The sequence below is a fragment of the Azospirillum rugosum genome, from assembly GCF_017876155.1.
Lineage (GTDB): Bacteria > Pseudomonadota > Alphaproteobacteria > Azospirillales > Azospirillaceae > Azospirillum > Azospirillum rugosum.
The window spans coordinates 127,317-140,739 of sequence record NZ_JAGINP010000017.1; the positions used below are offsets into that span (position 1 = coordinate 127,317).

10 protein-coding genes are annotated in these 13,423 nt (G+C 66.8%); 6 read left to right on the top strand and 4 right to left on the bottom strand.

Features of this window, described 5'->3' with window-relative positions; translation table 11 throughout:
• Positions 1–3: 3 nt before the first annotated feature.
• Positions 4–4,149, top strand: a complete 4,146-nt coding sequence (locus J2851_RS22320) for a hypothetical protein (protein ID WP_209768994.1) — start codon at positions 4–6, stop codon at positions 4,147–4,149.
• A 59-nt stretch (positions 4,150–4,208) separates the two neighbouring features.
• Here the strand turns inward: J2851_RS22320 and J2851_RS22325 are convergent, their stop codons facing one another.
• Together J2851_RS22325 and J2851_RS22330 are read right to left on the bottom strand one after the other, a co-directional pair.
• On the bottom strand, positions 4,209–4,601 hold the full coding sequence (locus tag J2851_RS22325; protein ID WP_209768996.1) for a helix-turn-helix domain-containing protein: 393 nt from the start codon (positions 4,599–4,601) through the stop codon (positions 4,209–4,211).
• A gap of 23 nt (positions 4,602–4,624) precedes the next feature.
• Positions 4,625–5,221 carry a hypothetical protein gene (locus J2851_RS22330; protein ID WP_209768998.1) on the bottom strand — a complete coding sequence of 199 codons (597 nt, stop codon included), beginning with the start codon at positions 5,219–5,221 and terminating at the stop codon, positions 4,625–4,627.
• Positions 5,222–5,345: 124 nt separating this feature from the next.
• Here J2851_RS22330 and J2851_RS22335 point away from each other — a divergent pair, with 124 nt between their 5' ends.
• Entirely contained in the window at positions 5,346–6,692 is a 1,347-nt protein-coding gene (locus J2851_RS22335; RefSeq protein ID WP_209769000.1) for a tyrosine-type recombinase/integrase, read from the top strand.
• 567 nt (positions 6,693–7,259) lie between these two features.
• On the top strand, positions 7,260–7,526 hold the full coding sequence (locus J2851_RS22340) for a DUF6460 domain-containing protein (protein WP_209769002.1): 267 nt from the start codon (positions 7,260–7,262) through the stop codon (positions 7,524–7,526).
• Between the two features lie 461 nt (positions 7,527–7,987).
• Here the strand turns inward: J2851_RS22340 and hisI are convergent, their stop codons facing one another.
• Positions 7,988–8,416, bottom strand: a complete 429-nt coding sequence (gene hisI / locus J2851_RS22345; protein WP_209769003.1) for a phosphoribosyl-AMP cyclohydrolase — start codon at positions 8,414–8,416, stop codon at positions 7,988–7,990.
• A 35-nt stretch (positions 8,417–8,451) separates the two neighbouring features.
• Complete coding sequence (gene metC, locus J2851_RS22350; RefSeq protein ID WP_209769004.1) at positions 8,452–9,630, bottom strand: cystathionine beta-lyase; 1,179 nt, start codon at positions 9,628–9,630, stop codon at positions 8,452–8,454.
• A 254-nt stretch (positions 9,631–9,884) separates the two neighbouring features.
• Here metC and J2851_RS22355 point away from each other — a divergent pair, with 254 nt between their 5' ends.
• The 3 genes from J2851_RS22355 (at position 9,885) to J2851_RS22365 (ending at position 13,410) form a co-directional block, all read left to right on the top strand.
• Positions 9,885–10,907, top strand: coding sequence for an amino acid ABC transporter substrate-binding protein (locus J2851_RS22355; protein WP_209769005.1), 1,023 nt, complete (start codon positions 9,885–9,887; stop codon positions 10,905–10,907).
• 197 nt (positions 10,908–11,104) lie between these two features.
• On the top strand, positions 11,105–12,301 hold the full coding sequence (locus tag J2851_RS22360) for an amino acid ABC transporter permease (RefSeq protein WP_209769006.1): 1,197 nt from the start codon (positions 11,105–11,107) through the stop codon (positions 12,299–12,301).
• 5 nt (positions 12,302–12,306) lie between these two features.
• Entirely contained in the window at positions 12,307–13,410 is a 1,104-nt protein-coding gene (locus tag J2851_RS22365; RefSeq protein ID WP_209769007.1) for an amino acid ABC transporter permease, read from the top strand.
• Positions 13,411–13,423: the final 13 nt, after the last annotated feature.

A 13,423-nucleotide genomic window follows, 5' to 3' on the forward strand; every position in this document is an offset into this window, starting at 1 on the left:
TTCATGCCGTTCATCACCACGACCGAGGCCGAGCGGGACGCGAGCCTCCTTCCGCCCCGCCTTCCGGAGCACCAGCAGGAGCCGGCGCCGGCCTTCCTCACCGAGACGGTTCCCGCCGCCTTCCGCCAGGGGAACACCGTCGGCGCCGCCCTGTCGCGGGAATGGTCCCTGCCGTCGGAGCCGAACCCCGACTTCGACCCGTTCGCCGAGCTGGGCGACCGGTACCGGCCCTATGCCCGCTCGTTCATCGACGCCGAGGGCCCGGCCGACGTGCTGCGCATCAAGCGGCAGATCGACCAGGAACTGGACGACCGCCGGACCCTCGCGGCATCGGGGACCGCCGGCCTCGCGGCCGGGCTCGTTGCCGGCTTCGTGGACCCGGTGAACCTGTTGCCCCTTGGCGTGACCGCCAACGCCGTCCGCGGGGCCGCCGTGCCCGCCCGGATCGTCACCGGGGCGCTTGGCGCCGGCGCCGGGGCAGCGGCCCAGGAAGCGGCGTTGCAGGATCTGCAGGAAACCCGCTCCCCCGAGGAATCGCTTCGGAACGTCGGAACCGCCGTGGCGTTCGGCGGCGCCGTTGGCGGAGCCATGGGGGCGGGTAGCCGCGCCGTCAACGCGGCCCGCGGGGCGGTAGCCGGCGCCGCCGTGGGCGGAGCGTCCGAGCTGGTCATCAATCCAGACGCGACTCCCGCATCCGTCGGCGTGTCGGCGCTTCTCAGCGGCATCCTTGGCGGTGCCGTCGGGGCCGTGCATGGATCGTGGCACGACCTGGAGGCCCAGGCCGCGCGCGACCTCACCCCAGCGGGCGAGCGAGGGCAACCCGATATCGGAAATCCGATATCGCCCGGGGCCGAACCCATCGACCCCATGCTGCCCGGCCAGATCAAGCTGACCGCCGAGGACTTGGCCCGCGACACCGGGGGCCGGATCGACCCGGCCAGCGCCGGCCCGCGCGATGGTGTGTCATCCGTCGGCGCCGCCCAGGCCCGCGCGTCGGTGGCGGAGGAGCGGCTTGTTTCCGCCCTTGGCCTGGAAAAGGGAATCGCGCAGACCGCGCCCATGCTCCGCCTCGCGACCTCCCCCAGCATCGAGACGCGTCGCGTCGCGCAGGAGCTGATCGAGACGCCGTACACGTACGAGAAGAACGCCCTTGGCGTGGCGTCCCCCGTCGCCGTCGAGACGCGCGTGAAGATGTGGGACGCGCCGCTGGCGTCCGCGATCGAGGGCATGGAAGCCGCCTTCCTGAAGTACCGGACGGGGCGGCCCGACGCTTCCATGAAAGCGGTGAAGGCCGGCGACCTGTTCGGCGGAGCCCGCCGCGCCGACCGACTGACCTTCGACCAGTTCAAGCGCGAGGTGGGCAAGGCCATGCGCCGGGGCGACGAGCACCAGGTGCCCGAGGTGGCGGAGGCCGCGCGCGCCTTCCGCTCCAAGCTGTTCGACCCGCTGAAGGAACGCGCCATCGAAACCGGGCTTCTGCCCGAGGACGTGAAGCCGGAAACCGCCGTCTCCTATCTCACCCGCGTCTACAGCCATGAGCGCATCAAGGCCGAGCGGCCGCAATTCGTGCGCACCGTCACCGACTGGTTGACCGGCCAGCGCGACGGCGCCGCCGACCGGCTGGAGGAGCACCGCGCGAAGGTGGAGGCGCTGACCCCGCAGGCCGAGCGGGAGCGCGCCCAGGTGGCGGAGACGTCCGCCGCGCTGACCAAGGCACAGACCGAGCTGAACCGCCTTCGCGCTGATCGGCGCGCCGCCGTCAACGAGCACCGCCGCGCCATCAACGACGCGAAGCGGACCAGCGCCGGAACACCGCAGTTCGGCGAGTTCATGAAGGACGTGCGCCGGGGCCGCCCCGCCGGCAAGCCGCCCCTCTCCCTCTCGGCATGGTTGGCGAAGAAGGGCGGCGTGCAGAATCAGGGCGGCGAGTTGCGCGCGCTGGGCATCGACCACAAGACCCGGCCCGGCCTGATCAACAAGAACGGCATGCCCCTGGACGAGGCCGCCCGCGCCGCGTGGGAGGAAGGCTACATCGGCGCCCGCGACGAGCGGCCCGACATTCAGGAGCTGCTGGACGCCCTGCATTCCGACGTGTCCGGCCGGGGCAAGGTCTACCGGGAGGACGACCTCGATTACCTGATGCAGCAGCAGGAGATCGACCGATTCCGGGAAGACCTCGACCGCGAAGGCCTCGACCTTGCGAAGATGACCGACGCCGAGCTTGAGGCCCGCGTCGCCCTGGAGCGCGAAGGGCCGATCAGCGAGGCGGAGGCCCGCCGGCTGGAGATCGACGCGGCGCTGGCCACCGACCGGGTGAAGGTCGCGGAGGCCCGCACCGCCGCCGCCGGAAAGCGCCTGGAGGACATCCGCGCCCGGGTGGCGGAGGCCCGGACCAAGCGTGACGAGATGGAAATGTGGCTGGCGAACCGGAAGGAGGCCCTTCGCGACACCGAGGCCGGGCTTGCCAAGGCCGAGGCGAAGGTGAAAGAGGCGGTGGACTTTGCCCGCGCCGAGGACGTGGAGCTGGAGGACATCGCCCAGCAGATCACCGACCGGATCCTTGGCGCGCCGGCCGGCCGAATCCCCTACGACGTGGTGCCGCTGGCCCGCGGCCCGCTGAAGGAACGGACCTTCAACATCCCCGACGAGCTGATCGAGCGGTGGCTTGAGTCGGACGTGGAGGCCGTGGCGAAGCATTACCGCCACACGATGGCGCCGGACGTGGAACTGGCCCGCACCTTCGGCCGCGCCGACCTTGCGGACCAGATCGCGAAGGTGGGTGACGACTACGTGCAGAAGATGCGCGCCACGACGGACTCGCGGCAGCTCCGCCGCCTCGACGCCCAGCGCCGCGCCGACGTCCGCGACCTGGAGGCCATGCGCGACCGGGTGCGCGGCACCTATCGCGCGCCGGCCGACCCCGACTCCATCTTCCACCGCGCCGTGCCGGTCATCGCCAATTTCAACTATGTCCGCCTGCTCGGGCAGATGACCGTTTCCAGCATTGGCGACCTGTCCCGGCCCGTTGCCGTGCACGGCATCACCCGCGTGTTCGGGGACGGCTTGGCCCCGCTCGTCCGGAACTTCGCGGCCTTCCGCGCCAGCGCCGAGGAGGTGAAGGCTGCCGGGACCGCGCTCGACATGGTGCTGCATTCCCGCGCCATGAGCCTTGCCGACATCGGCGACGAGTTCGGCCGGCGCACCCGGTTCGAGCGGGGCTTGAGCGCCACGGCGAATCACTTCGGGGCAATCGCCATCATGGCCCCCTGGAACGCCGCACTGAAGCAGTTCAGCGGCGTGATCACCGCCACCAACCTGATCCGCGACGCCCAGGCGCTGGCGGCCGGCAAGCTGGGGCGGGACCGGATCACCCGCCTTGCCGCCGCCGGGATCGACCACGAGCTTGCGCAGCGCATCGCCCAGCAGTTCGCCCAGCATGGCGAGAGCCAGGACGGCGTGCACATCGCCCACACCGACCGGTGGACCGACCGCCAGGCGCTGGAGACGTTCCGCGCCGCGATCGTGCGCGAGGTGGACCGGACCATCAACACGCCATCCGCCGGCATCAAGCCGCTGTGGATGTCCTCCCCCGTCGGGAAGCTGGTGGGCCAGTTCAAGAGCTTCAGCTTCGCCACCACGCAGCAGATCGCGATCGCCGGCCTACAGCGGCGCGACGCGGCGATCCTGAACGGGCTGATGCTGGCCGTCGGCTTGGGCATGGTGGCGCAGCTCTGCGTCGACACTCTGGCCGGCCGGGAGCCGAAGGACGACCCCGGCTATTGGATCGTGAAGGGCCTGGACAAGTCGGGCGCGTTGGGATGGCTGTTCGACGCTGCGAACCTCACCGGCAAGTTCACCCGCGGCCTCACCAGCCCCGAGGTGCTGACCGGCGGGGGCGAGGTGGGGCGCTACGCCGGGCAGAACCCGCTGGAGGCGTTGCTTGGCCCGACCGCCGGCTTGGTGGGGGACATCGGCGCCGTGACCGGGGCGACCGTCACCGGGGAATGGAGCCGGGGCGACGTGTCCAAGGCCCGACGGCTGTTGCCCTTCCAGAACCTGTTCTTCCTCCGGTGGCTGTTCGACAAGGCCGAAGGGAACGCCGCGATGGAGCTGGGTCTACCGGAGGAGCGGGCAGGGGGCCGGCGGTAGGCCAGAAAGCAGGAAGGCCCCGCGACCAGGGCGGGGCCTTCATCCTATGCGGCCGGCGCTCAGCCGACCTTGCGCTGCTCCTGATCCTCGATCCAGCGCAGGAGCGTGGACTTTCGGGCGCAGGTGGCGCGGCCGATCTTGAACACCGGAATGCGGCCCTCGCGGGCGAGCTGATAGACCAGGGTCGCGCTTTCCGGGGTGCCGTAGAGGAAGTTCGAGATCTCCTCACCGCCCCGCAGCACGTCGCGTCCGATGGTATCCACGACTGCGGCCGGCATCACGTTCGCCAGCTTTTCCCCGAGTTCGCGAATCACCGTTTCGGCGAAGTGCGGCCCCAGGATCGTGGCGAGCGGCGCTCCGCCGGGTGCGATCGGACCCTGAACGGTTGCCCGGGCCAGCCCCATGCAGATTTCAAGCGCACTCGCGGAATTTCCCGCGTCCGTCTTACTCATGGCATCCCCCATTGCAGAAGTCGTTATGTTCGAAGTAGGAGACCAAGCCGCAGGAGCGTCTTGTCCGTAATGACTTTACTGACCGTTAAATCACCGCTTTGTTCATCGTCTGGTTCATCGGGCATCACTCCGTATTCGCACATGAACACAACGGAGAGTTCGCCATCTTCATTTCCGGAATGTATGGAGATGAAGGCGCTGCGTACTGGCATCCCGAGGTGAACAACAATCTGTGGCGCCATCATGTGCGAGAACATGCGTTCAATTACACCAGAGCGCCCCAGGTCGATGATGCTGGAGAGCTGATCCAGGAACCCGGCTGACGGGTCCAGAACAGCAGCCATCCCGGCATCCATTCGGCTACGTCCTTCACCGAAGCGGCTTTGCAGCCGTCGCCACTCCTGAACGACGGCCGGCGCAGCGCTGGCCGACTCGGAGGCCAGCACGGCAACCAGCAGGGCAGCGCAGTCCGACGCGGTCATGTCGGCACCGCCAGGGCCGCGCCCGCCGGTCGAGATCACCCGGGCTTCGCGCAGCCGACGGGCGGGCAGGGCGACGGACGGCTCGGGTAGCCCGAGCACTTCCGCCAGCGCCGGAACGAGGGTGCTTAGCTTCGCCATACTTCCTGACGTTTCCGAACTAAACACCAAAACCACCCCCTTTTCAGAGGTGGTAATGGTAACTGTTGCCGAAACTCCGTGCAATGGGGGATACTGCACGGAGCACCAAGAGGAGGCACAAGGCATGAGCGTTCGCAAGCGCGTGCTGCCCAGCGGGGAAATCCGTTGGCAGGTGGATTACCGGGACGGGGAGGGCCGCCGTCGGTCGAAGCAGTTCGCGCTGAAGAAGGATGCCAAGGATTACGAGGCCCAGGTGCACGGCGAGAAGAAGGCCGGCACCCATGTTGCCGACTCGGCGTCGGTCACGGTGGCCCGCGCGAAAGAGCTGCTGATCACGGCCCTGAAGGCGGACGGCGCGGCCCGATCGACCATCGAGAATCACGAGTCCTATTACCGGAACCACGTCGCGCCATTTCTTGGCGCCCGGCTGCTGACCAAGGTGCGGCCGGCGGACGTGCAATCCTACCTCGACCAGCTCAAGGCCCAGGGCCGCACGAGCGACACCGTGCGCCGGGCGCGGAACGTGCTGGGCGCGCTGTTCGATGAGGCGTTGCGCCAGCACCTTGTCGGCTCCAACCCCGTCCGCTCGCTCCGCCCGCGGCGCCGGACCCGTCGCGCAATCATCCGGGAGCAGGCCCGTGCCCGTGTCTCCGTGCCCGAGCGGGCGGAGGTGCGCACCCTGATCGAGCAGGCCGGGCGGACCGATCGGGCCTGGATCATCGTGCGCCGGCGGATGGCTGATGGTTGGGCCATGGCGGAGTTGCACGAGTTCGACGCGAAGGACACGCCCCGGAAGCGACTCGCCGAGGCAAAGGCGAAGTACCAGGCCGATCCGACGGCCGAGGTAGAGCTGTTCACCCCCCAGCCCTGGCTGCGCCCTCTGATCATCGCGTGGGCATTCGCCGGCCTTCGAATCGGCGAGGCCCGCGGCTTGCGCTGGCCCGAGGTGGAGGAAGATCGGATCCACGTCACCAGGGCCGCCGACCGGTTCAACGTCGAAGGCGAGGTGAAGACCGCGGGCGCCGTCCGGTCGATTCCCATCGGCCCGTATCTGCGCAACACCCTCAGCGCGTGGAAGGTGGCCACCAAGGGGCATGACGGGCTTGCCTTCCCTTCGGAGGCGGGTACGGTGCTGACCTACTCCAACATCGTCAACCGCGGCCTGAAGCCGTTGCAGATCGTCGCCGGGATGACCGATCATACCGGCCGGGCGCGCTATACCCCTCATGAGTTCCGGCACTTCGCCGTATCGCTCTGGATCGACCAGGGCGCCGACGTGAAGCAGGTGTCCGAATGGGCCGGCCACGAAAGCGTTGAGTTCACGCTGAAGACCTACTATCACCTCTTCCAAGCGCGGCGGCACGACCGCACCCACATCGAAGCGGCCGAACGCTCCGTGATGGGGGATGCAACAGAATGCAACACCGCTGAGGTGGTGGAGGAAAAAGGGAAAGTAGTTTCAATGCCTTAGTGATGCGCGAAACTCGCCTTCTAAGCGATAGGTCGCAGGTTCGAGCCCTGCTGGGGTCGCCATCCCGGAATCCGGCGCGTGCCGGTTGAAAAACTCACATTTAAAAATTCCTGCGCGCACGGGCAGCCGCCCTTGGGCGCGTTCGCGATTCCGCATTTGGTAACACAGTTATCCCCATACGACGCGGAGTGGGCGTTATTGCCGCGCGACACCCTGTCCGTGACCGGTACATTGACAAAACCGGCGGTATTCCGGCCCGATTGAGCGGATGCTGCGTTGCCCAAATTGGTGGCAGAAGGGTCAACTCCCGGCGTGGGCATCATACTTTCACGCTCGTCCACAAAGTTATCCACAGATTCTGGGGATAAGCCGAAAGGGATGATGACAAACAACTTTTGAGGAGTGCCGGTGCGTGTGCCTCCCTTCGGGGAACGCGGATGATGTCCAAGCACCCGCCGAGCTTCCGGTGGATCGAACCCGGAACAGCCGCCGGGCACCCGCGTTTAACCAGCGGGGACCCACCCTGCGTCGGGAAGAGGCGGCGCGCTTGGTTGGAGGAACAGTGTCTTGTTTGGTTGGATCGTCAGAACGTTGCTGCTCTGCTTCGTGGTCGGCCTCGTGCTGTCCTTCCTGGACATCACGCCGGCGAACATCCTGACCAACACCTGGGCGACGATCCGGGACATTGCCACGCTGGCGCGCGATGCGCTCGCCTCGCTTCTGGACGCCTTCCGCTGGGCCGTGCCCTACATCCTGATCGGCGCGGTGATCGTCGTGCCTCTGTCCCTCCTCGGTGTCGTGTTGCGCTGGTCGCGCAGCCGCCACCGCCCCTGATATGGCAAAAAAAATTGGAGGCTTCGTTGCCGAAGCCTCCAAGAATAAAGAAAGGAGGGTTAGAGACCTGAGTGGTTTAGGCCTTTCACCAGCCCCTCAGCCTTGATCCAAATCAACAAAAGTCCCGAAAGCGCACCGCATCAGTCAATCCCGACGCGGACAAGAAAAAACCGGAGATTCCAGGGAATCTCCGGTTAAGTGAATACAGGGAGGGTTAGAGACAACCCTTATCTAGCCGATCGGCATATCCGGTTCGTTGATCTATATCAAAACGCATGCTGTTTTGAAATTTCGCTGCGCGGCGAGGTCCGTTCGCACACAAAAAATAGCCGGAGGTTCCATGGGAACCTCCGGCATAGGCGAATACAGGGAGGGTTAGAGACAAGAGGATTGTACCCCAGCCACCCGGCCTGGAACCTTGACATAGATCAAAGGTTCTTCGGCATTGCAGCGAAATCCGTTCAATGCTTGTGGCCGTGGCCGTAGAGGACCGACGGATCGGTCTGGACCTCCTGGTTGGTTTCCAGCGCCTCGCCGCGCACGGAGCGGAAGAAGCAGCTCCGCCGGCCGGTGTGGCAGGCGACGCCGTCCTGTTCTACGATCAGCAGAAGCGTGTCGCCGTCGCAGTCGATCCGGAAATCCTTCAGGCGCTGCACCTGGCCGGACGTCTCGCCCTTCCGCCACAGCCCGCCGCGCGAGCGCGACCAATAGCAGACCCGGCCGGTCTCCAGCGTTTCCAGCACCGCGTCGCGGTTCATCCACGCCATCATCAGCACCTCGCCCGTTCCCTCGGCCTGCGCGATGGCGGGCACCAGCCCGTCGGCGTTGAAGGCGATGGCGGCGATCACGTCGTCGAACGCTTTGGCGTCCCTCATGGGGGCGTCCGTCATGGAGAGTTCCTCGTTCATCGGCCCTGGCAGGGCCCTTACAGAGCGGCGTTCAGACGGACGAAGGCGGCGTCGAGATCCCGGATCAGGTCGTCGGCCGCTTCCAGCCCGGCGTGCAGGCGCAGGACGATGCCCGGATCGTCCCAGCGCGTCGCGGTTCGGATGGCGCCCGGACGGACCGGCAGGATCAGGCTTTCGAAGCCGCCCCAGCTGTAGCCCATGCCGAACAGCTCCATATGGTCGAGCATCGCAGCCAGCGCCACCTTCGGCACGGGCTTCATGACGACGGAGAACAGGCCGGACGACCCGCCGATGTCGCGCTTCCACAGCGCGTGGCCCGGGCAGTCGGGATAGGCGGGGTGCAGGACGCGGGTCACCTCCGGCCGGTCGGACAGCCATTTCGCCAGCGCCAGCGCGTTCGCCTCGTGCTGCTTCAGCCGCACGGACAGCGTCCGCAGGCCGCGCAGGCCGAGGAAGAGGTCGTCAGGACCGGCGCAGGCGCCGGTGCGCGTCGCCGCCTTCTTCACGGCCAGCCAATGCGCCTCGTCGGCGCAGGAGATGACGCCGAGCATGGCGTCGGCGTGCCCGACCATGTATTTGGTCGCGGAATGGATCGACACGTCCACCCCGTGGCGCAGCGGCTGGAACAGCAGCGGCGTCGCCCAGGTGTTGTCGATGATGACGGTGGCGCCGACCGCCTTCGCCGCCGCCGCGATCGCCGGGACATCCTGCACCTCGAAGGTCAGGGACCCCGGCGATTCGAGGAAGACGACGCTGGTGTTCGGCTTCAGGAGGCGCGCGATGCCCTCGCCGATGGTCGGATCGTAGAACTCCACCTCGACGCCGTAGGCGGCCAGGCTGTCGTTGGCGAAGCGCCGGGTCGGCCCGTAGACGCTGTCGGTGATCAGCACGTGGTCGCCCGCCTTGGTGAAGGCCAGAAGCGCGGTGGCGATGGCGTTCAGGCCCGACCCGACGCTGACCGACTTGAAGGCGCCTTCCAGTTCGGCCACCGCCTCTTCGAAGGCGTAGGAGGTCGGCGTGCCCATGCGGCCGTAATGGACACCTTCGAACGGCGTCCGGTCGCTCGCTTCCAGTTCCGCCAGTGTCGGGAAGAGGACGGTCGAGCAGTGATAGACCGGCGGATTGACGATTCCATGATTCCCACGCGGGTCGCGCCCGGCGTGACTCAGAATCGTATCTTTTTGTGCGTCCTTCATGGGTCTTTCCGCAATAACGGCGATGGTTGGACCATCTTGGCATCCCGGGAAGCCATCGGCCATAGAAGAATCGAACCCAGGGATGGTGTCTTAAGCCTCTGTAAGGGATGGCTAAACTTACTGTGCCGCCCACGGAGGATTGGACAAATCCGATCCTGTTGGTGCACTCTTGTGATATGCGCGTGACCCCCGCAGGGGGCCGGCATTGCAAACACCGAAAGCGTAAAAACGCATAAACAGGGTGGAGCTTAACGATGAAATCGGGACTTTTCGCCGCGGCCGCCGCGGCACTGGTGTTCGGCGCCGTGACCACCGCGCAGGCCGGTCCGACGCTGGATGCCGTCAAGGGGCGCGGCTTCGTTCAGTGCGGCGTGAACGCCGGCCTTCCGGGCTTCGGCAACCCCGACAGCGCTGGCAACTGGACCGGCCTGGACGTCGATTACTGCCGAGCGGTCGCGACCGCTCTCTTCAACGATCCGACCAAGGTGAAGTTCACCCCGCTGTCGGCGCAGCAGCGCTTCCCGGCCATCCAGTCGGGCGAGGTCGACCTGCTGTCGCGCAACACGACGGTGACGCTGACCCGCGACACCTCCGTCGGCCTGAACTTCGCGCCCGTCACCTATTATGACGGCCAGGGCTTCATGGTGAACAAGAAGCTCGGCGTGAAGAGCGCGAAGGAGCTGAACGGCGCCACCGTCTGCGTCCAGTCCGGCACGACGACGGAGCTGAACCTGGCGGACTACTTCCGCACCAACAACATGTCCTACAACCCGGTCGTCATCGAGTCGAACGACGAGGTGAACGCCGCCTTCTTCGCCGGCCGCTGCGACGTGCTGACGACCGACGCGTCGGGCCTCGCCGGCACCCGCGCCGGTGTCGCGCCGGTCCCGGACGACTACGTCATCCTGCCGGAGATCATTTCCAAGGAGCCGCTGGCCCCGGCGGTCCGTCACGGTGACGACCAGTGGCTCGACATCGTCACGTGGGTCGTCTACGCGTCGATCCAGGCGGAGGAGTCGGGCATCAACTCGAAGAACGTCGACGAGTTCCTGAACACCAAGAACCCGGAGATCCAGCGCCTTCTGGGCGTGTCGCCGGGCATGGGCAAGGCGCTCGGCCTCGACGAGAAGTGGGCCTACAACGTGATCAAGAAGGTCGGCAACTACGGCGAGATCTTCGATCGCAACGTCGGTCCGAAGACCCCGCTGAAGCTGGAGCGCGGCCTGAACGCGCTGTGGACCAACGGCGGCCTTCAGTACGCGATGCCGGTTCGGTAAGGATCTGGTCTGGAACCGCCCGCCTGCAGGGAGGCGGGCGGTTCGCCTTTTGATTACGGATGCGACGGCGCAAAAGGCGCTAAAAACAAGGCCTGCGTCGCCCTCCGTTTGGGAGATGTCCGTATCGTCGCGCGTGACCGTGGCTGACCTTGGGAGGCGGCCTGCGGGCAACGGCACGATGGTGAGGGGAGAGAACCGTGGCCAGCGAGACCCGGGACACCGTGCGCGGCGCGCAGGGTGGTTCATCGTTTTCCCTCAGCGACCCGACGGTGCGTGCCGTTTTCTACCAGGTTCTGGTGGTCGGCATCGTCGTCGCGGTGGGCTGGTATCTGATTCACAACACGCTCGACAACCTGTCGCGGCGCTCCATCGCCACGGGCTTCGGCTTCCTGGAACGGGAGGCGTCCTTCGGCATCGGCGAGAGCCTCATCGACTATTCGCCGCGCGACACCTACGGGCGGGCCTTCCTGGTCGGGGTGCTGAACACGCTGAAGGTGTCGATCATCGGCATCGTCCTGGCGACCGTGCTGGGAACGGTGGTCGGCGTCGCGCGCCTGTCGAGCAACTGGCTGATCGCCAAGATCGCCTCGACCTACGTCGAGATCGTGCGCAACATCCCGCCGCTGCTGCAGCTGTTCTTCTGGTACGCGATCGTGTCGGACAGCATGCCGCCGGTGCGCCAGGCGCTGAACCCGATTCCGGGCGTGTTCCTGTCGCAGCGCGGGCTGTTCGTGCCGGTTCCCGTCGCCGACCCCGTCTGGGGTGAGATGGCATTCGCGCTCGCCCTGGCGGTGATCGTGGCGATCTTCGTGCACCGCTGGGCGAGGACGCGCCAGGCGCGGACCGGCCTGCCGTTTCCGACGGGCCTGACGACGCTGGGCCTCGTGGTCGGCTTCCCGCTGATCGCCTACATCGCGGGCGGCGCGCCGACGGCGCTGGACGTCCCGCAGCTGCAGGGATTCAATTTCCGCGGCGGTGCCGTGATCTCGCCGGAGTTCTTCGCGATCCTGACCGGCCTGACCGTCTACACCGCAGCCTTCATCGCCGAGGTGGTGCGCAGCGGCATCGTCGCCGTGAACTGGGGCCAGACGGAGGCCGCCCGCGCGCTCGGCCTCAACAGCGGGCGTACGCTGCGCCTCGTGGTCCTGCCGCAGGCGCTGCGGGTGATCGTGCCGCCGCTGACCAGCCAGTACCTGAACCTGACCAAGAACAGCTCGCTGGCGCTCGCCATCGGCTACCCGGACCTCGTCTCCATCGCCAACACGACGCTGAACCAGACCGGCCAGGCGATCGAAGGCGTGGCGATGATCATGGGCACCTACCTGACGATCAGCCTCGGCATCTCGATCTTCATGAACTGGTACAACAAGCGCATCGCGCTGGTGGAGCGCTGACGGCCATGACCGAGAACGTCCACACCGGAAGCATCCCCGACGAGCGGCCGCCGGCCAACACCGTCGGCCCCATCGCGTGGCTGCGCAACAACCTGTTCAACAGCTGGTACAACGCGCTCCTCACGATCCTGATCATCTATGGGCTGGCGCGGGCGATTCCGCCGCTGCTGGATTGGCTGATCTTCCACGCCAACGCCATCGGCACGACGCCCCAGGAATGCCGGGCGAACGGCGGCGCCTGCTGGACCTTCGTCAGCGAGAAGCTGCGCTTCATCCTGTTCGGCACCTTCCCGTACGAGCAGCAGTGGCGCCCGCTGGTGACCATCGCCATCATCATCGCGCTGGTCCTGATCAGCTGCGACCGCCGCTTCTGGAAGCCGTGGCTCGGTCTGGCCTGGGTCGCCGGCATCGCCGCCGTGGCGATCCTGATGTGGGGCGGGGTGTTCGGCCTCAGCTACGTCGAGAACACGCTGTGGGGCGGCCTGCCGCTGACGCTGATGCTGTCGGTGATCGGCCTGTCCGTCGCCTTCCCGGCGTCGATCCTGCTGGCGCTCGGCCGCCGGTCGCAGCTGCCGGCGATCCGCGTCGTGTCGGTGACCTACATCGAGCTGATCCGCGGCGTCCCGCTGATCAGCCTGCTGTTCATGGCGTCGGTCATGTTCCCGCTGTTTCTGCCGACCGGCGTGAACATCGACAAGCTGCTGCGCGCGCAGATCGCCTTCATCATGTTCGCCGCGGCCTACATGGCCGAAGCCATCCGCGGCGGCCTGCAGGCGATCCCGAAGGGGCAGTACGAGGCGGCCGACGCGCTGGGCCTGAACTACTGGCAGGGGATGCGCAAGATCATCCTGCCGCAGGCGCTCGCCATCTCCATCCCGCCGCTGGTGAACACCTTCATCAGCTTCTTCAAGGACACCTCGCTGGTGATCATCATCGGCCTGTACGACCTGCTCGGCACCGCGAAGGCGGCGCTGTCCGATCCGGCGTGGCGCGGCTTCTACCGCGAGGCGTACCTGTTCATCGGCGTCATCTACTGGGTTTTCTGCTTCTCGATGTCCAAGTACAGCCAAAAGCTTGAACGCGATCTGCGTCGCGGTCACCGCCGCTAAAAAGGGAAAGGGG